General features: G+C 63.0%; 15 protein-coding genes, 1 tRNA gene and 1 pseudogene. 10 read left to right on the forward strand and 7 right to left on the reverse strand.

Annotation, left to right across the window (positions count from 1 at the left end; translation table 11 throughout):
* Window positions 1-91 precede the first annotated feature (91 nt).
* The 7 genes from F8O08_RS04530 to F8O08_RS04560 all read left to right on the forward strand — a co-directional run bounded on the left by F8O08_RS04530 (window position 92) and on the right by F8O08_RS04560 (window position 6,883).
* The gene (locus tag F8O08_RS04530; protein ID WP_158042702.1) at window positions 92-1,168 is read left to right on the forward strand and encodes a methionine ABC transporter ATP-binding protein; all 1,077 of its coding nucleotides are present in this window, start codon (window positions 92-94) and stop codon (window positions 1,166-1,168) included.
* A gap of 5 nt (window positions 1,169-1,173) precedes the next feature.
* Window positions 1,174-1,911 (forward strand): methionine ABC transporter permease, encoded by a 738-nt coding sequence (locus F8O08_RS04535; protein ID WP_225733569.1) that lies wholly within the window; start codon window positions 1,174-1,176, stop codon window positions 1,909-1,911.
* 55 nt (window positions 1,912-1,966) lie between these two features.
* A complete protein-coding gene (locus tag F8O08_RS04540) occupies window positions 1,967-2,788 on the forward strand; it encodes a MetQ/NlpA family ABC transporter substrate-binding protein (RefSeq protein WP_158037239.1) in 822 nt (273 codons plus the stop codon).
* 265 nt (window positions 2,789-3,053) lie between these two features.
* A complete protein-coding gene (gene eno, locus F8O08_RS04545) occupies window positions 3,054-4,331 on the forward strand; it encodes a phosphopyruvate hydratase (protein WP_158042703.1) in 1,278 nt (425 codons plus the stop codon).
* A 15-nt stretch (window positions 4,332-4,346) separates the two neighbouring features.
* Entirely contained in the window at window positions 4,347-4,838 is a 492-nt protein-coding gene (locus F8O08_RS04550) for an FtsB family cell division protein (RefSeq protein ID WP_158042704.1), read from the forward strand.
* A 41-nt stretch (window positions 4,839-4,879) separates the two neighbouring features.
* Entirely contained in the window at window positions 4,880-5,359 is a 480-nt protein-coding gene (locus tag F8O08_RS04555; protein ID WP_158042994.1) for a DUF501 domain-containing protein, read from the forward strand.
* A 75-nt stretch (window positions 5,360-5,434) separates the two neighbouring features.
* Entirely contained in the window at window positions 5,435-6,883 is a 1,449-nt protein-coding gene (locus F8O08_RS04560; protein ID WP_158042705.1) for an NAD(P)/FAD-dependent oxidoreductase, read from the forward strand.
* A gap of 334 nt (window positions 6,884-7,217) precedes the next feature.
* Here F8O08_RS04560 and F8O08_RS04565 read toward each other — a convergent pair whose 3' ends face one another.
* Together F8O08_RS04565 and F8O08_RS04570 are read right to left on the reverse strand one after the other, a co-directional pair.
* Window positions 7,218-8,114, reverse strand: a complete 897-nt coding sequence (locus tag F8O08_RS04565) for a M48 family metalloprotease (protein ID WP_158042706.1) — start codon at window positions 8,112-8,114, stop codon at window positions 7,218-7,220.
* An 8-nt stretch (window positions 8,115-8,122) separates the two neighbouring features.
* Window positions 8,123-8,725, reverse strand: a complete 603-nt coding sequence (locus F8O08_RS04570; RefSeq protein WP_158042707.1) for a LemA family protein — start codon at window positions 8,723-8,725, stop codon at window positions 8,123-8,125.
* Window positions 8,726-8,833: 108 nt separating this feature from the next.
* Here F8O08_RS04570 and F8O08_RS04575 point away from each other — a divergent pair.
* Window positions 8,834-8,907, forward strand: a tRNA-Leu gene (locus tag F8O08_RS04575).
* 199 nt (window positions 8,908-9,106) lie between these two features.
* On the opposite strand, the pseudogene F8O08_RS04580 reads toward F8O08_RS04575, so the two are convergent.
* From F8O08_RS04580 to F8O08_RS04590, 4 genes and pseudogenes are all read right to left on the reverse strand, one after another.
* Window positions 9,107-10,390, reverse strand: a pseudogene (locus tag F8O08_RS04580) (MFS transporter); the annotation flags it as partial.
* 15 nt (window positions 10,391-10,405) lie between these two features.
* Window positions 10,406-10,657 (reverse strand): hypothetical protein, encoded by a 252-nt coding sequence (locus tag F8O08_RS10950; RefSeq protein WP_225733332.1) that lies wholly within the window; start codon window positions 10,655-10,657, stop codon window positions 10,406-10,408.
* An 83-nt stretch (window positions 10,658-10,740) separates the two neighbouring features.
* Window positions 10,741-11,754, reverse strand: a complete 1,014-nt coding sequence (gene glsA / locus F8O08_RS04585; RefSeq protein WP_158042708.1) for a glutaminase A — start codon at window positions 11,752-11,754, stop codon at window positions 10,741-10,743.
* A gap of 95 nt (window positions 11,755-11,849) precedes the next feature.
* Complete coding sequence (locus F8O08_RS04590; RefSeq protein WP_158042709.1) at window positions 11,850-12,557, reverse strand: hypothetical protein; 708 nt, start codon at window positions 12,555-12,557, stop codon at window positions 11,850-11,852.
* A gap of 197 nt (window positions 12,558-12,754) precedes the next feature.
* On the opposite strand from F8O08_RS04590, the gene F8O08_RS04595 reads away from it, so the two are divergent.
* Window positions 12,755-13,549, forward strand: a complete 795-nt coding sequence (locus F8O08_RS04595; RefSeq protein WP_158042710.1) for an NADPH-dependent oxidoreductase — start codon at window positions 12,755-12,757, stop codon at window positions 13,547-13,549.
* 46 nt (window positions 13,550-13,595) lie between these two features.
* Here the strand turns inward: F8O08_RS04595 and F8O08_RS04600 are convergent, their stop codons facing one another.
* Window positions 13,596-14,315, reverse strand: coding sequence for an AraC family transcriptional regulator (locus F8O08_RS04600; protein ID WP_158042711.1), 720 nt, complete (start codon window positions 14,313-14,315; stop codon window positions 13,596-13,598).
* Window positions 14,316-14,626: 311 nt separating this feature from the next.
* Here F8O08_RS04600 and F8O08_RS04605 point away from each other — a divergent pair, with 311 nt between their 5' ends.
* Window positions 14,627-17,896 carry an immunoglobulin-like domain-containing protein gene (locus tag F8O08_RS04605; protein WP_192497714.1) on the forward strand — a complete coding sequence of 1,090 codons (3,270 nt, stop codon included), beginning with the start codon at window positions 14,627-14,629 and terminating at the stop codon, window positions 17,894-17,896.
* Window positions 17,897-17,955 lie beyond the last annotated feature (59 nt).

Below are 17,955 nucleotides of genomic sequence, written 5' to 3' on the forward strand. Positions count from 1 at the left end.
TGCATCGTTCGCAGGTGCGGGAAACGTCACACTCCGTCACATTCTTGGTCGTGATTGGGGGCTCGTGGTCTAGTACGGCTAATATTTGCGAGTGATCACCGCCTCTCACCTCTACAAAACCTACGGCTCGGGTGCTGCCGCCGTGCACGCGCTCGACGACGTGAGCCTCACCGTCGCCGACGGCGAAATCTTCGGGGTAATCGGGCAGAGCGGCGCTGGCAAGAGCACGCTGCTGCGCACGATCAACGCGCTGGAGCGCCCCGATCGCGGCAGCGTCGTCGTCGGCGATCGCGAGATCACCGCACTGACCGGCAGCGCACTGCGCGCCGCCCGTCATGAGATCGGCATGGTGTTTCAGCACTTCAACTTGGTGGGCAACCGCACGGTGCAGCAGAACGTGGAGTTCGCGCTCGAAGCCGTCGGCGTGCGCGGTCGTGAGCGTTCCTCGCGAGCTCGCGACATGCTCGATCTGGTGGGCCTTGCCGATCGCGGCGGGCACTATCCGGCGCAGCTCTCGGGCGGGCAGAAGCAGCGCGTGGGCATCGCACGGGCGCTCGCAGGCGAACCGAAGGTTCTGCTCTCTGACGAGGCGACGAGCGCACTCGACCCCGCAACCACGCGTTCCATTCTCGAGCTCTTTCGCCGCATCAATCGTGAACTCGGGCTGACCGTGCTGCTGATCACCCACGAGATGGACGTCGTCAAAGGGGTATGCGACTCGGCTGCGCTGATGGAGCACGGCCGCATACTCGAGCAGGGGCGGCTTCTCGATCTGATCGCGACTCCAGGGTCGAAGCTCGCGCGCGAGCTCTTCCCCCTCGGCGTCGATCAGACGGAGGCATCGAGCGCGCTCGGGCAGACCGTCGTTGATGTCACCTTCGGCGGCGGTGAGGTCGGTCAGGCCGTCATCGCACGGCTCGCACGCCGACGCAGTCTCGACGTCAGCATCCTCGGAGCGATGATCGAGCGCATCGCCGGCCAGTCGGTCGGCCGCACACGGCTCGCGCTGCCGGCAGTCGGTGCCGAGGCAGAGGCCGCGATCGCAGAGCTCAAGGCAGAAGGGCTGATCGTCGATGTGCTTTCGGGCGGAGCCGCCGCGTCCGCGTCGTCCGCCGCGCACATCGCGAACCCCGAAACGGCGCACACCGATGAGGAGGCCGGCCGATGATCGACATGAACGACCCGAAATTCTGGCCGAATCTCTTCGACGTGGTGCTCGAAGGCACCGGCGAGACCCTGTACATGGTGCTGATCGCGACGATCATCACCGTGATCGTGGGGCTGCCGCTCGGCGTGCTGCTCGTGGCCACCGAACGCAACGGCTTTCTGAGCAGCATCTTCGGTTCGCGTGTGCTGGCTCGTGTGCTGAACGCAGTGCTCTCTTTCATCGTGAACCTGGGGCGATCGGTGCCGTTCGTGATTCTGATGATCGCGCTCATCCCCGTGACCCGGTGGCTGGTCGGGTCGTTCATCGGCACCGGCCCGGCGATCGTGCCGCTCACGCTGGTGGCGATTCCCTTCTTCGCGCGGCTCGTCGAGATCGCGGTCAAAGAGGTCGAACCAGGGCTGTTCGAGGCATCCGAGTCGCTGGGCGCGAGTCGCTGGCAGCTCGTGCGGCGCGTGATTCTGCCTGAGGCGATGCCGGCGATCGTGCTCGGCCTGGCCACCACGTTCACGTCGATCGTCAACTTCTCGGCGATGGTCGGCGTGGTCGGCGGCGGCGGGCTGGGCAATGTCGCGTTGAGCTATGGCTGGCAGCGCTACAGCTGGATGCATGTGGTCGTCGTGATCGTCGTGCTCTTCGCGATCGTGCAGATCGCCCAGCTCATTGCGAACTTCGCCGCCCGCCGGCTGAGCCGCCAAGACGCAGGACGCACCGAGACCGTGCAGAAAAACCTCGAGACCGCCTGAACGACAGGCGCTCGACACACGTTCGACCAATAAGAAAAAACAGGAGAGACACATCATGAACAGACTCACCAAACGACTGCTCGCAGCCGGTGCCATCGTTGCCGCGGCAGTCAGCATGACGGCCTGCAGCAGTGGGTCTGGGGCGTCGAACGACGGCAGCAGCCTGGGCACGATCAAGGTCGGCGCGCTGCCCACTCCGGCCGGTGACATCCTCAAGTTCGTCGCCGACGGCCAGGCGAAAGACGCCGGGCTCGACCTGCAGTACGTTGAGTTCAGCGACTACAACACGCCGAACCCTGCGCTCGCAGACGGCTCGGTCGACGCCAACCTGTTTCAGCACCAGGCCTTCCTCGACAACTCGAACAAGAGCAACGGCACTGATCTGGTGAGCGTCGGCACGATCTACCTGCCGGCCGCCGGTTTCTACTCGAAGAAGGTCGACAGCCTCGACGCGCTGGAGAACGGCAGCACCGTGGCCATTCCCAATGACCCGACCAACGAGGGCCGCGCACTCGAGCTGCTCGCTGCGAACAAAGTGATCGAGATTCCCGCGGGAGCCACATCGGCGAGTGAGATCTCATCGAACCCGCGAGAGCTGAAGTTCGAAGAGCTCGACAACCCGACACTGGCCCGCGCCGTCGACGATTCGAACATCGACGCGGCCTTCGTCACCTCGACGTTCGCACTGGGCGCGGGGCTGACCGCCGACCAGGCGATCATTCTCGAGACCACCGAGAAGTACGCCAACGTGCTGGCGACTCGTCCTGAGCTCAAAGACGACGCGCGCGTGCAGAAGCTGCACGAGTTGCTGACCAGCGATGAGACGAAGAAGCACATCTCTGACACCTGGCAGGGTCAGGTGCTGCCGCTCAGCTGAGTGCGCCCATCGTCTGATCGATGACGGATGCCCGGGGCACGTTCGCGTGCACCCGGGCATCTCTGCGTGGTGAGGCAGGCCTGGTGCGACGTGGGTCGGAGACCCATGGGTGGTGGGCCGGGTCTGGCGAAGACAACGTAGACTGTTGAGAGAACCCGTATCAGCACCGACTGTCGCCCCGCGGCGGCGCATGGCTGCCTGCGGGTTTCACACAGAGATCACGAGCCGAAGACATCACCTTCGGAGACCCTGAGAGGCATTCAGCATGGCAGGCATCGTTTCGGTTTCAGCACGCGAGATCCTGGACTCGCGCGGCAACCCCACCGTCGAGGCAGAGGTCACCCTCGACGACGGCACCCTCGGTCGTGCAGACGTTCCCTCGGGTGCGTCCACCGGCCAGTTCGAGGCTGTGGAGCGTCGTGACGGCGGCGACCGCTACCTGGGCAAGGGAGTGCTGGGCGCAGTCGAGTCGGTGAACACCGAGATCAGCGATCTGCTCGCCGGGCGTGACTCCGCAGACCAGCAGGGCATCGACGAGGCGCTCATCGCGCTCGACGGCACCCCGAACAAGGCTCGCCTCGGCGCCAACGCCATTCTCGGCGCATCGCTCGCCGTGGCACGGGCCAACGCTCTGTCGAAGCAGCAGGAGCTCTACATCTCGGTCGGCGGCGACGCCGCGGTCACCCTGCCAGTGCCCATGATGAACATTCTCAACGGCGGCGCACATGCCGACTCGAACGTCGATTTCCAGGAGTTCATGATCGCCCCGATCGGGGCGAAGAGCTTCGCCGAGGCGCTGCGCTGGGGCAGCGAGGTCTATCACACCCTCAAATCGGTGCTCAAAGAGCAGAAGCTCAGCACCGGCCTGGGCGACGAGGGCGGCTTCGCGCCGAGCCTCGGGCACAACGCCGACGCCTTCGCCGTCATCACCGAGGCGATCGAACGTGCCGGCTACCAGCTGGGCAGCGACATCGCGCTGGCACTCGACGCCGCATCCAGCGAATTCTTCAGCGACGGCAGCTATCACTTCGAAGGCGAATCGCGTGATTCGCAGTGGCTCATCGACTACTACGACAGCCTGGTCAGCGAGTACCCGGTGGTCTCGATCGAGGACGGCCTCGACGAGAACGACTGGGCCGGCTGGAGCGCCCTGACCGCCAAGCTCGGCGATCGCGTGCAGCTGGTGGGCGACGACCTGTTCGTCACGAACCCAGAGCGTCTGCAGCGCGGCATCGACGATCAGGCGGGCAACTCGATTCTGGTCAAAGTGAATCAGATCGGTTCGCTCACCGAGGCGCTGCGTGCCGTCGAACTCGCTCAGACGAACGGCTACAGCGCCATGATGTCGCATCGCTCGGGCGAGACCGAAGACACCACGATCGCCGACCTGGCCGTCGCCACCAACTGCGGTCAGATCAAGACCGGCGCCCCGGCACGCAGCGAGCGTGTCGCCAAGTACAACCAGCTGCTGCGCATCGAGCAGCAGCTCGGCGACCGCGCGGTCTACGCAGGCGCAACGGCGTTTCCCCGGTTTGCGAAGTAAGCAGCGCGACTGCAGATGAGCGAACAGCGACAAGGGCGGCGGTTTCCAGCGTTCCCCGTGATTCTCACGGTGGCGCTGGTCGCCGCCGCCCTGCTGCTGACGCCGAACATCCGCCTCTACGTCGAGCAGCAGCAGCAGAAGCAGCAGCTGCAGTCCGAGGTCGATCAGCAGCGCAGCGAACTCGGCGAGCTGCAGCAGGAGCGTGCACGCTGGGACGATCCCGCGTACATTCGTGCGCAGACGCGCCAACGCCTCTATTTCGTGGTGCCGGGCGAGACGACCTATGTCGTGGTCGACGGCGACCAGGCGAAGAGCGCCGATGACCGCGCGCACCAGACGCCGAGCCAGAGCGTGACCAGCAGCGATCAGAAGTGGACCGATCTGTTGGGGTCGTCGATCGTTCAGGCGGGTGTCGGAGACCAGCCACTCGACGGCGACCAGACGCAGAGCGACCAAGGTGGCCAGAACGGTCAGAACGACCAGGGCGAGCAGCAGGAGCAGCAGTGACCGAAGCACAATACGAGGTGAGCGAGCGCGACCTCGAGATCATGAGCGAGCATCTCGGCCGGCCGGTACGGTCGGTCGTCGCGGTGGCCGCACGCACCGGCGACGGCACTCCCACCGTGGTCAGCACCGCCCCGCGGCTGGCCGATGGCACGCCGTTTCCGACCTTCTACTACCTGACGCATCCGGGGCTGACCGCTGCGGTCTCGAATCTCGAGGCCATCGGACGCATGAACGACTTCAACGACATGCTCGCCGCCGACGAAGAGCTTGCCGAACGCTACCGACACGCACATGCGGCCTATATCGCCGATCGCGAAGAGTTCGGCGAGGTGCCCGAGATCGCCGGCGTCTCGGCAGGAGGCATGCCGACTCGTGTGAAGTGCCTGCACGCGTTGGTGGGGCACGCCCTGGCCGCCGGACCGGGCGTGAACCCAATCGGTGACCTGGTGCTCGAACAGGTAGGCTGGGACAACCTCCACGGCACCTGCGCGCGGCCCCGCGTGCAACCTGATGCAATCTGAGACGGTCCCGAGACCTCGCAGGCGCTTTGGAGTAGATTGATCCATGTTCGTCAACAAGTCTGCAAAAGGAACGTCGTGACCAAGATCCTGATCATTGGTGGTGGCTACGCGGGTTTCTACACCGCGCGCACACTCGAGAAGCTGCTGAACCCCGGCGAGGCCGAGGTAACTCTGGTCGATGCTCGACCCTATATGACCTACCAGCCCTTCCTTCCTGAGGTCGCGGCCGGGTCGATCGAGCCTCGCCACGTCCTGGTGCCGCACCGTCGCCACCTGAGCCGTACGAACCTCATCAACGCCAAGGTGACCGCTATCTCGAACGCTGACAAGCAGGTCACGGTTCAGGCTGAGGGAGGTGCCCCCTACGAGCTGGACTATGACGTCCTCGTCGTCACGCTGGGCGCTGTCTCTCGCACCTTCCCGATTCCGGGCATCGCCGAGAACGCGATCGGTCTGAAGTCGGTCGAAGAGGCCGAGTGGATTCGCAACAAGATCACCACCAACTTTGACCGCGCGGCGAACCTCCCCGTCGGTCCCGAGCGTCAGCGTCTGCTGACCTTCGTCGTCGTCGGCGGCGGTTTCGCAGGCATCGAGGGCTTCGCAGAGGTGCGCGGCCTGGCCACCAAGCTGCTGAAGTTCTACCCGCAGATCAGCGAGAGCGAGCTGGAGTTCCACCTCATCGAGGCCGCTGACCGCATCATGCCAGAGGTTTCGCTCGAAACCGCCAAGTGGGTCATCGACGACCTCAAGAACCGGCACGCGACGATTCACCTCGAGACGCAGGTGACCAGCGCGGTCGACGGCATCGTCGAGACCTCGAAGGGTGACAAGTACCCGACCGACGTGATCATCTGGACCGCTGGTCAGATGGCCAACCCGGTGCTGCGCAACAGCGACCTGCCGCTTGAGCCTCGTGGCCGTCTGCGCCTGCGTGCCGATCTGCGCGCCGAGACTGACGACGGCGTGCTCGAGAACGTGTGGGGCGCTGGCGACTCGACGCAGGTTCCCGACGTGACCGGTAACGGCCTGCCCTTCGACGGCTCGTGCGTGCCGAACGCGCAGCACGCGGTGCGCCAGGCGAAACGCCTGGGCAAGAACATCGTGGCCTCGCTGCGTGGCGATGCCCCCATCGACTATGTGCACAAGCCCGCTGGCGCGGTTGCCGGTCTGGGAGTCGGTAACGGCGTGTTCACCGGCGGACAGAAGAAGTTCTCGCTCAAGGGCTTCCCGGCGTGGGTGTTCCACCGCGGCTACCACGGTCTGGCGATCCCGATGTGGGAGCGTAAGTTCCGCGTGTTCGGCGACTGGTGGCACCAGATGTGGATCGGTCGCGACCTCGCGACCACCAGCCACGGCGTCGAGCCTCGTGCCTTCTTCGAGGAGTTCGCCTCGCGCCCGCGGCCGAAGCCGGCCGAGGCCGAGAAGAAGGCCGACGAGAAAGCTGCTGAGGCGAAGGCTGCTGACGCCAAGCCTGCTGATGCCAAGGCTGCTGACAAGGCTGCTGACAAGGCTGCTGCGAAGTAGACCCTGCTGCCGGTAACCACTGACGCCGGTGGTTGCGAAGCAGGTTCTGTCGAGCTGACGTGGAGAGGCCCCGCACTGTGAAGTGCGGGGCCTCTCCACGTCTGAGCGGGTAGTCAGGGCCCGCGCAGGGCTGCTGCAGGCGAAGCTGTCCAGCGTGAAGAACTCCTGTGGCCACAGAAGCTTTGAACTGGTGAGCAGTATTTGTGGTTCTGCGTGAAGATTCCCACACAAAGTGTTGATCGGACGTGTGCGTCGTGTCGATTGGATGTGCACGTCTTGTTGATCGGACGTGCGCGTCACCGATGAGAGCTTCGACTCTGCCTGACGTCAGCCTTCAGAACTTGTCGGCACTTTTCAGCAGGCGGCGGATGCGGTCGGGAATCGGCGGGTGCGTCGCGAACAGTCTGTCGACGAATCCGCTTTTCAACGGGTCTGCGATGTACATGTGCGCCATCGCCGAGTTCTGCCGCGCCAGTGGCTGTGAGTACCGTTGCAGCTTGTCGAGCGCACTCGCCAGCGCCTCGGGGTCACGGGTGGTGAGCGCCCCGGTCGCATCGGCCAGATACTCGCGCTGTCGCGACACGGCCAGCTGCACCATCGTCGCCGCCAGGGGAGCCAGCACGGCTGCAGCGATGCCGACGACCAGCATGATCGGGTTGCCACCGCCGTTGTTGTTATTGCGGTTGCCGCCGGTCATCCCGCTCCAGAAAGACATGCGCATCAAGATGTCGGCGACCATGCCGATCGCCGCGACCAGCCCGAACACGATCATGTTCAGCCTGATGTCGTAGTTGCGCACGTGTCCCATCTCGTGGGCCATGACTCCGGCGAGCTCCCGATCGGTCATCAGCTCGAGGATGCCACTGGTCGCACACACGATGGCATGCTCAGGGTCGCGGCCGGTCGCGAACGCGTTGGGCGCGGGGTCGTCCATGATGTAGACCTTGGGCATCGGGGTGCCCGTGGTGATGGCGAGGTTCTCGACGATGCGCCACAGCCGGGGGTTTTCGGCCTTGGTGATCTCACGCGCCCCGCTCATGGCGACAGCAGCACGGCCCGCTATGAAGTACTGGATCACTGCATAGATGCTTGCTCCGACGAGAGCCCAGATGGTGATCGTCCAATTGCCGAAGAGCAGGCTCGCGGCGTATCCGAGCACCGCGATCAACACGATGAACATCAGGATGATGAACACCGTGTTGACCTTGTTACGGCGGATGGCTCGATACATGGATCAGATCAGAACTGGACGCGCGGCGGCTCGGCGATCGCGCTGGGGTTGTCGACCTCGAAGAACTCGCGGCTGGTGAAGCCGAAGGCGCCCGCGATGATGTTGGTCGGGAAAGTCTGAATCTTGGTGTTCAGCTCGCGCACGCCTCCGTTGTAGAAGCGGCGTGACGCTTGGATCTTGTCTTCGGTGTCGACGAGCTCCTGCTGCAGATGCAGAAAGTTCTGGTTCGCCTTGAGGTCGGGATACGCCTCGGCCACGGCGAACAGACTCTTCAGTGCCTCCTGCAAATGCCCCTCGGCCACGGTCGCCTCTGCGGGTGTGGCTGCGTTGACCGTCTCGGAACGCGCCTGCGTGACCGCTTCGAACACGCCCTTCTCGTGTGCTGCGTACCCCTTGACGGTCTCGATCAGGTTCGGCAGCAGGTCGGCTCGCCGTTTCAGCTGCACGGTGATGTCGCTCCAGGCTTCGTCGACGCGCACGCGCAGACGAACCAGAGCGTTGTACGTGGCCCATAGCCAGATGCCGATGATCGCGACGATCGCGATCACGACAATGAGGGTGATCCATCCAGCGCCCACAATGATCTCCTTGTTCAAGTCATCAGCGGACATGGTGCCCGCTAGCTTAACTCTACAGAGGCCGTCTTTCGCAGCCACTAAGATGTCAGAGCAGGCGATGCGCTCGCAGCGGAATGTCGCTGCCGATCTCGCTCGTATCGGGCCCCCATAGCCCAATTGGCAGAGGCAGCCGACTTAAAATCGGCCCAGTGTCGGTTCGAACCCGACTGGGGGTACAGATCTGCCGATCTCGTAACTCGCCGGTCGAAGCCTTCGCGGCGCAAGCTTCGTCACAGCACCACGGCAAAGCTCGTCAGAGCAGAGCCTCCGACGAGAATGACTCGCCCATAAGGCGGCCCTCTGTGTCCTCATCGTTCTGGTCGTTCTGGTCGTTCTGGTCGTTCTCGTCGTTCTCGTCATCGGGCAGCAGGCTGATCAGCTGCCTGTCGATGCGGCATCGGGAGCAGGAATCTCATGCGGTCGGTAGCGGGGCAGGCGTGAGGCGGGGAGGATGGCGATCGCACTGAGACCAGCGAGGATGAGCAGGCCCAGTTTGAGAGCGCGCAGACGCTGCTCCTCGTTGAGCTGAACCGCTGCCTCGACCTGAGCTCCGGTCGCGTCGGTCTGCGACAGGACCTCTTCGAGCCGATCGTTCGACACGAAGTTGACGCTGTCGAGATCGACCTGTGTCACGAGATCGTCAGGGAGTTCGGGGTGCTCCGTCACGGCGCGCCCGACGCCGACGCTCAAGAGAGCGACCAGCAGTGCGCCGACGACGGCGGTGCCCACCGCCGAGGCAAGGTTCTGTGTGCTTCCGCGAATCGACCCGACGTCTCCAGCGAGTTCGGCAGGCGCAGCGCTGACGAGAACGTTGAACATGAGAGTCACGAGGGCACCCTGGCCGATGCCGAAGAGGATGAGTCCGAGGATGGTCGGCAGTGTCTCCCAATTGTTCGTGACCACGAAAGAGAACCACACCAGCGCGCAGGTCGTGAGGACGAACGCTGCCATGCCGATGGTCCGAGGGCTGAAGCGCTTGTAGAAGCGCACAACCAGTGTCGCAGTGATGAACACCGTCAGGTTGAACGGCATCATGGCAAGCGAGGTCTCGAACGGGGTGCGCCCTTGCACGATCTGGATGTACATGGGAACCGTGAAGTTCAGGGCCGCCTCAAGCGCGACAACGACGAACATCGCATACACGGCTGCTCGCTCAGAGGGGGAACCGAGCACCGAGAGGTCGACGAGGGGAACCTTGCCCTGACGCATCCGTCGCCGTGTCCATGCGAAGAATGCCTGGCCGAAGATGATGCCGAAGACGATGAGCATCGGCGCCGGGGAGATTCCCAAGACGTCGAAAGGCGCACCTGGTGTGGCGAAGAATGCGCCCCACTCGTTGAGATTGTTGAAGCCGAGGGCCAGCAGCATGATCGACAGACCGATGAGGGCCGAGGCGACGAGGTCGATTCTGATACCAGCATCCCCCTTGTCTCGGCGCAGCTTGAAGCTGAAGAGGAACACGGCGATCGCGAGAGCGAGCACAATCATGAAGACCGGTCGCCAGCCGACCAGCGTGCCGAGCGTTCCTCCGATCAGGAAGGCGCTGATGCCTGACAGCGCACGAGCCGACCCGAGAGAGCCGATCGCGGTCGCCTGCTGGTCGCCGCTGTAGTTCTCTGCGATCAGCGCGACAAGAGAAGGCACGATGATCGCCGCAGCGGCACCTGCGAGACACTAACCAGCGATCGCCCAGCCGACTGAAGGCGCCAGAATCATCATCAGCGACGATCCGGCGAACACGACGATGACGCAGCGAAAAATGAGCCCCCATCCGACGCGCTGCCCGAGCTTTGCTCCGGTCATGACCAACGCCGCGACAACCAAGCCGTACACCACGATCGTGGTGCTCGCGGTGGTGGGCGGAACCCCGAAGTCAGCGACCATGCCGCCATTTGACATCGGCAGCGCTGCAACGTTGAACGACATGAGAATCTGAGCGAGGAAGAGACCGATCAGAGGAACCCATGATCGCTTCGTCTCTGATTGAAGCGTCTCTGCGGTGGCGGTTATCAGGCGACCTTTCCTGTCTGTCGTTTGCTGTCGGAAGCGAAGAGATTCAGGCCCAGTGCCCGAGAGAGATATGCAATCGCACGCTGGCCGCGCACACTGTTTCCTGCGGAGTTCAGACGCGGGGAGAACGTGCCGATGGAGCCCTTGCCGGGAGCGATCGCGACGATGCCCCCTGCCACACCTGATTTCGCAGGAATCCCGATCTCGAACAGCCATTCACCTGACCGTTCGTACATTCCGCTCGCGGCGAGCACCGAGAGCGTGTCTCTGCAGACCTCGGCCGATACGACCTGCTCACCCGTCACCGGGTTCATGCCTCCGTCGGCGAGCGTCGCCCCCATCACTGAGAGATCGTGCGAGGTGACGAGCATCGCGCACTGCCGGGTATAAATGTCGACCATATCTAAAGGGTCGTGGTCGAGGCGTCCATAGCTTTCGAGCAGTCGGGCGATGCCCTTGTTGCGAGAGTTGGTCTTCATCTCTGAGGCATAGACCTCACCGTCCATGGTCAGCTGGCGACCTGCGAAAGTCGAAAGGCCGGTGCGAATCAGCTCCCATTGCTCTGCGGGCGTGGCTCCGGGCATCATCGCGGTCGTCGCGATCGCCCCAGCATTGACCATGGGGTTCATCGGGTGGCCGCCGTTGAGCTCGAGTGCCATGACGGAGTTGAAAGGCAGGCCGGTGTTGTCGACGCCGACTCTCTCTTTGACGACTGCATGGCCATAGGCTTCGCACACCAGTGCGTACACGAATGCCTTGGAGACGGACTGGATGGAGAACGAGTAGTCGCTGTCGCCGGCATCGTGTGTAGCGCCGTTCACCTCGCTGACTGACAGGCCGAACAGCGTCGGATCCGCCTCGGCCAGCGCGGGAATGTAGTCGGCCACCCGTCCGTCGTCCAATTGGCGACAGCGCTCATAGGTGGTGGTCGTCAGCGAAGCGACCTCGGCCTGCCCGGGAAGATGCCCGGTCGACACCTGTTGATCGACCGTCTGAGATTCTGAAGTGATCATGACTCCGCCTCTTCGTATCCGTAAAACAGAGAAATGCGCTCGTGAGAATCGACGACTGAGGAGAAGTGCGCGGGGGAGATCTCTTCAGGCGCCGGTCAGCTGGCCTGACGCATCGGAGCGGTCTCTTGCGCCAGAATCTCCTGGGCTCGCGCGCCGGGTGCGCCCGTGGACTGAGCCTCGTCGGTCGCGGCAGCCCCATGGGCATCGACCTCTGTCGTGCCCTGCGTGATGGCTGGCGTGCCGGATGTGTCGGGCGAAGCCGTGTTGCGAGTGCTGCGTGACCACCATGAGGTCCAGGAATGCGACCGCGGAGACTCCGCCTCTGCTGTGCGGCGCGCAGCACGGGTCTGTCCGGTGACCCGGGGCGCAGCTGCCGATGACGATGCGGATGCGGTGGTCGGCTGCACGTGGGACGGCGAGTTCGTCGCAGCTTGAGTCGGCGACGCGTGAGGGACAGAGCTGGCGGCTGCCTTGGCCGTGGTCTTTCGCCTGGGCTTCTGCCAGACGCTCTTCTTTGCCTCAGTCGGGGCAGGAGTGACTGCTGCGGCGCCGGCGGAGGCAGGTGTACGTGCACCTGCAGGACGAGATGTCTGCGCTGTGGCCTTCGCACGCTTCTCGCGTTCGAGCTTGGCGCGACGCTGAGCCTTCTCATGCTCGTATTCGCGCAGGGCGGTGCGTGTGCCAGACCGCACGGCTTCACGAATGACCACGTACATGAGCAGCAGCCCGACGACGATGACGAGCAGCGAACCGGCCACGATGAGCAGGATGAAAGCGACCGTCGTCACATCGATGTTCTCCATAACTCGCCTCCCCGTCTGAGAAGAGTCTATGAGAAGCCTCTGACATTGCGCGCGACATGCCGACGACAGTGATCGAATCGTTACGGAACGACGTGTTGCACAGGTCGTAGAATCTGCTGAGTGACGGTTCGTCGCCGTCGCGCGACCAGCGCCGCGCCGTCCCGGGCGCTCAGACGACGTGATGAACGGAGAGCACAATGCCTGCACAGAAGTCGACATCGGCAGACGAAGTGAGCTCGGCACCCAACGCGACGATCGCCGCGCAGCTCGCACACCGCAGCATCCGCGCGTACACGGCAGAGCCGGTCGACGAGTCGACCATGCAGACACTGCTCGACGTCGCGTCACAGGCGGCGACCAGCAGCTTCTACCAGCAGCGAACGATCATCCGAGTGAAAGACCCAGAGGTGCGTCAGCGCATCTTCGAGTCGTCGGGTCAGACCTACGTCGGCGGCGACCGGGGCGAGCTGCTCATCTTCGTCGTCGATCTGTACCGCAACGCACAGATTCGCCAGCGGCAGGGGCGAAGCCTCGATCCGCTCGAGACCACTGCTCTGTTTCTGCAAGGCGTCGAAGACATTCTGATCGCGGCGCAGAATGTGGTCGTGGCTGCTGAATCACTTGGACTCGGCACCGTCTACTTAGGCAGCATCGGGGGAGACCCCCGTAAAGTCATTGACGCGCTGCAGCTGCCGACTCGCACGTTTCCTCTGGTCGGACTGCTGATCGGCCACCCTGACCAGGAGCCGCAGCTCAAGCCGCGCCTGCCCAAAGAGATCACGGTCGGCGTTGACGCATACCCAGATCTCACCGACCACGATGACGCGCTCGCAGCCTACGACGAGATCGTGCAGACCTACTATGACCTTCGCGACACCAGCCGTCGCATCGATTCGTTCTCACACCAGATCGCCACAAAGCCAGGCAGCGGGGCTGCCGAGAAGGCTCCTCTGCTGGAAGTGCTCCACGAGCAGCGGCTTGCGCTGCGCTAGTAGCCGACGTGCGGCCATCGCTTTGAAGGGCGACTGACGAAGGCGGTCAGGCTGAGCGACGGATGTCCGAGTTCCGTTCGGCGGCCCGCTGCCGGGGCAATGCGATCAGCTCGCAACTCTGCCTCAGCAGTGCCGATGGCAGCATCCCGATCTGCTGTCGAAATGCCTGGGCGAACGCTGAGGCCGAGGTATAGCCCGCGGCGGCCCCGAGCACGGCGAGATCAGTGCCGGCCGTCAGATGCTCGAGGGCGTACAGCGCTCGCGCCCGCTGGCGATAGGCGCTGAAGGTCATTCCGGTCTCCCGCTGAAAACTGCGCTGAACGGTCTTGCTGCTCACCCCGAGGGCTGCGGCGAATTGTGCGGCGGTACGACTGTCGGCGGGGCACTCGCGAAGCTGCTGCGCGATCCACTCGGCGTCTTCTGACCTCGCGCAGGGAACCTGTGCCGTGATGACCTCGCAGCTGCTGATCGCGGACATGAGCGCCTGCGTGCTGGCTCCGCACGCGCGCAGGCACAGGCCGCGATGTTCGACTGAATCGCACCCGTGCAGCAGCTGATGAGAGATACGCTGCAGAATCTGATGCTGAACCTCGTCATCGACGAGCAGGGCTGTGAGCGATGAAGGCGCGAGATCGAAGAGGGACTCAGCAGTGGATGCGGGGGCGGTCACTGGCAGCATCGTCAAAGCGTGCGTGAGCTGCCCGTCGAGCTGGTCGGCAGCCGCGACGTCTGCGGGCACCCAGAGAACGACACGTGAGGTGACCACATGTTCGACAGAGGCAAGGGCGACTCGATGCTGCCCTTCGAGAGCGAGTATGACTGTGCCGATTCGATGCGCCAGCTCGAGTGTCCGATTGGCTTGATCTGGCTGTCGGATGCCATGCACCTGTGCTCGAGATGCAGAATTTCTTCTTATCGAGTTCACAGAGATGGCCTCCTTTGCCAAGCTGGTGCAGGTCCGTCCTGAGTTCTGAGGTAAGCCTCGCCTGCATGCACGCGCATCAATATAGCAAGGTCTGCCTCTCTAACGACAGAGGATTGTCGACTGCCAATACGAAAGAAGGAAGTGGCGTACAGATGACAGCTGTCAATCATGTGGGCTCTGTATCGAATCGACGAGGCAGATCATTCCTGCGTCGAGCCGGTGCGGGTACCCTCGGTCTCGCGCTTGCCGCAAGCGGCGCGCTAATCGCTCCACTGCAGGCGTCGGCTGCAGATGAGGCATCGCAGATCACCCCGGTCACACGTGACATCGCGATCACGTCAGAGAAGACGCAGAGCATTCCCGGGCAGTATCAGATTGCCTACTCGTCGTCGCAGGATGCGCTCTATGTCACGGGCTCGGTCGGACGACCGCCGATCGTGACCAGCACGATTGCCAAGCTCGATCCCAAGACCCTCAAGGTCGAGGCTCTCGCAGAGCTGCCGACCATTGCTCGTGACGAGACCAAAGACGGCGTCGTCTCGCACGCAGGTGTCAAGCGTCTAGGCGCGTACGGCATCGACGTCGACGACGCGAACGGCCAGGTCTGGGTCACCAATACTCGTGACAACCAGGTGTCATCCTTCGACCTCAACACGCTCGGCAAGGTCTGGAGCAGCTACGAAGAGAACTCCACCGTGCGCGATCAGGATGAGGTCGTGACGACGACTGACAATACTGGTGCGACGAAGTCGACGACTTACAAGGCCGGCACGACCAAGGTGGAGCAGGAACTCTCTCACCCGCGTGAAGTCATCGTCGATGAGAAGCGGGGCTTCGTCTACGTCTCTGCAGCTGCACGCGGCGGAGACAACAGCCATGGTGTCCAGGTGTACGACGCCAAGACGCATGAGCAGGTCAAGAGCATCGAGACCGGTGAAGGCACCGTGACCATGGGATTCGCTCTCGATGAGGCGAACGGCAAGCTCTACACGAGCGACATGTCACTGAACAAGATCTACGAGATCGATCTCGAGAAGCAGGAGATCTCGAAGAGAATTGATCTTCAGACGAAGACCGACGGCAAGACGTTCAGCTCGTCGAACGTCGCCATCGACGCGAAACTGGGTGAGGTCTACACCGCGAACCAAGGCGGTGGCGCACTCGCGCTGCAGGCGTACGACATCAACACCGGTGCGCTTAAGTACGAGGTGAATACCGGCAACAGTGCTCTGGCTGTGGCTGTCGATCAGGAAAAGCACCTGATCTATGCGGCAGACTTCAAAGACGGCACGGTCTCGGTCGTCGACGGTCTGAGCCACGGTGTCATCAACACGGTGAAGATCGCTGACAAATCAGCAAACCACCTCGTCGTGGCCGACGGCAGCGCCTTCGTCGTTGACAAGGCCGGACGAAACCAGAACGCGACCATTCCGTACGCGCTCGATATTCTCACTGGCAAGTCGATCACTGCCAACACCGAGGTCAAAGGCTCAACGGCGGATCCCACGCCAGTCAACGCCGATGACATCACGAAGATCACACCGGGCAAGAGCACGGCTCGTGCCTATGTGCAGAACACGAAGCAGATCATTCCTGGCGACAGCGAGCAGCCACTTGTGGTCTCGGGCAGTGGATTCTCACCGAATCAGCGCCTTGCAGTGAAGATCGATCGTGACGCATACGGGCAGATCGCTGCAGATGACGACGAGAATGTACCCAATGCAACACGCGGGCGAATCTTGACCGATGCAAACGGCAACTTCACGAATGAGAAGATCACGGTTCCGGCGAAGACTTCGGCAGGCGTTCCCACGACTGCCGGCGACCACACGCTCTTCCTGCTCGACAACGACCCGGTGACATCTGTGCAGGCGCCGTTCCAGACCACGGCGGCCAAGACGTCCTCGGAACCAGCGCCGAGCACAGTTACGTCGAGCGAGGTGACGGTGACATCCTCCACAGAGGTTCTTGCAGGTACTGGCAAGATCCGACTGAGCGGGACAGGATGGGTGGGCCCTACGGCTGGCGTTGGCTCGATCATCGGTATCAAACTCGATGAAGGTAACGTGGTGACGACGCAAGAGGTCAAGCACCCGCAGACTGGCGCGGTGCAGCCTAATAAGACCATTTATGGAATCGTAATGGCTGACGCCGCTGGCGAATGGTCAACAGAACTGGCTGTTCCGACCTTGGAAAACTCGAATCAGGAGTGGAAGGCGGGCACGACCCACAAGGTTCGCTTGCTGACCGGATCTCTGCTTGCTGGCGATAAGATGCGGAGCGTCGAATCGGCTGACGTCAAAGTTGTCTCAGAATTCAGCGGGTCAGCCATCGATCCGACGCCCGCTGACGTCACTCCTCAGGCGTTCCAGCCCGCGACCTCCGTACCGACGACCATCCCGTTCCAGGGGTATCCCGAGTCGCTCACCGGAGGTCCTGACGTCACGGCTCCGGAGCTGACTGTTCCCGCCGATCAGACGGTGAACGTGGGCGATGCGTTTGATCCGAAGGCTGGTGTTTCGGCTAAGGACAACGTCGATGGCGATCTGACTGACAAGGTCGTTGTTGAGGGAACGGTGGATACCTCGAAGGTGGGCGAGTACACGCTGACCTATTCGGTGAAGGACGCTGCCGGCAACGAAACGAAGAAGTCGGTCACTGTCACTGTTGCTGACAAGACGGCTCCGGAGCTGACTGTTCCCGCCGATCAGACGGTGAACGTGGGCGATGCGTTTGATCCGAAGGCTGGTGTTTCGGCTAAGGACAACGTCGATGGCGATCTGACTGACAAGGTCGTTGCTGAGGGAACGGTGGATACCTCGAAGGTGGGCGAGTACACGCTGACCTATTCGGTGAAGGACGCTGCCGGCAACGAAATGAAGAAGTCGGTCACCGTCACTGTCGAGGTCATTCCGCCTACTGCCACGTATGCACACTCGGACGATCTGACAGATCAGAACCGTGGCGGTGTGTCGCTGGTATCCCTTAATGGCACGGTGGCAACGCTGAAGGTGGAGGCTCCCAACGTCCAGGAAGGCGAGTCGCTCTACGTCTACGGCTACTCGACGCCTCAGGGTCTCGGCTGGGCGAAGCTGACCGACGGTCAGATCGCGATCGACGTCGCGAAACTCGGCGTCGGCGATCACAAGCTTGCCGTGCAGAAGGCTGACGGAGACTTCCTCGGTTGGGCTGGCATCACTGTGCCTGAGACGGATGAGAATCAGGGTGCGACTCCTGGCCAGAATGATTCTGGCGAGCAGGCCCCGGTCAAGCCCGGCCAGGATGGCAAGGATGCGACCGGAACGCAGAACTCGGGCACGCTTGCGCACACGGGTGCAGGCGTTGCGGGTGTGCTCGGAGGTGTGGCGCTGTTGATCGTTGGCGCCGGTGCTCTCCTGGCCGTGCGTCGTCGTCGCGCCTAGCCATTTGGGCCTCGCGCACAGGGTTGAACTGCCCTGAGAGCGTGTGACTCTCGGCACTC

Source organism: Pseudoclavibacter sp. CFCC 13611, from assembly GCF_008831225.1.
Classification (GTDB): Bacteria; Actinomycetota; Actinomycetes; order Actinomycetales; family Microbacteriaceae; genus Pseudoclavibacter_A.

What these genes read in the sequence shown, in the direction of transcription:
- F8O08_RS04555 (WP_158042994.1), top strand. Translation starts at nt 4,880, where the DNA reads ATGAGCGAGCATCTCGGCCGGCCGGTACGGTCGGTCGTCGCGGTGGCC.
- F8O08_RS04595 (WP_158042710.1), top strand. Translation starts at nt 12,755, where the DNA reads ATGCCTGCACAGAAGTCGACATCGGCAGACGAAGTGAGCTCGGCACCC.
- F8O08_RS04550 (WP_158042704.1), top strand. Translation starts at nt 4,347, where the DNA reads ATGAGCGAACAGCGACAAGGGCGGCGGTTTCCAGCGTTCCCCGTGATT.
- F8O08_RS04535 (WP_225733569.1), top strand. Translation starts at nt 1,174, where the DNA reads ATGAACGACCCGAAATTCTGGCCGAATCTCTTCGACGTGGTGCTCGAA.
- F8O08_RS10950 (WP_225733332.1), bottom strand. Translation starts at nt 10,657, where the DNA reads ATGTCGTTCAACGTTGCAGCGCTGCCGATGTCAAATGGCGGCATGGTC.
- F8O08_RS04565 (WP_158042706.1), bottom strand. Translation starts at nt 8,114, where the DNA reads ATGTATCGAGCCATCCGCCGTAACAAGGTCAACACGGTGTTCATCATC.
- F8O08_RS04605 (WP_192497714.1), top strand. Translation starts at nt 14,627, where the DNA reads ATGACAGCTGTCAATCATGTGGGCTCTGTATCGAATCGACGAGGCAGA.
- F8O08_RS04590 (WP_158042709.1), bottom strand. Translation starts at nt 12,557, where the DNA reads ATGGAGAACATCGATGTGACGACGGTCGCTTTCATCCTGCTCATCGTG.
- eno (WP_158042703.1), top strand. Translation starts at nt 3,054, where the DNA reads ATGGCAGGCATCGTTTCGGTTTCAGCACGCGAGATCCTGGACTCGCGC.
- F8O08_RS04540 (WP_158037239.1), top strand. Translation starts at nt 1,967, where the DNA reads ATGAACAGACTCACCAAACGACTGCTCGCAGCCGGTGCCATCGTTGCC.
- glsA (WP_158042708.1), bottom strand. Translation starts at nt 11,754, where the DNA reads ATGATCACTTCAGAATCTCAGACGGTCGATCAACAGGTGTCGACCGGG.
- F8O08_RS04570 (WP_158042707.1), bottom strand. Translation starts at nt 8,725, where the DNA reads ATGTCCGCTGATGACTTGAACAAGGAGATCATTGTGGGCGCTGGATGG.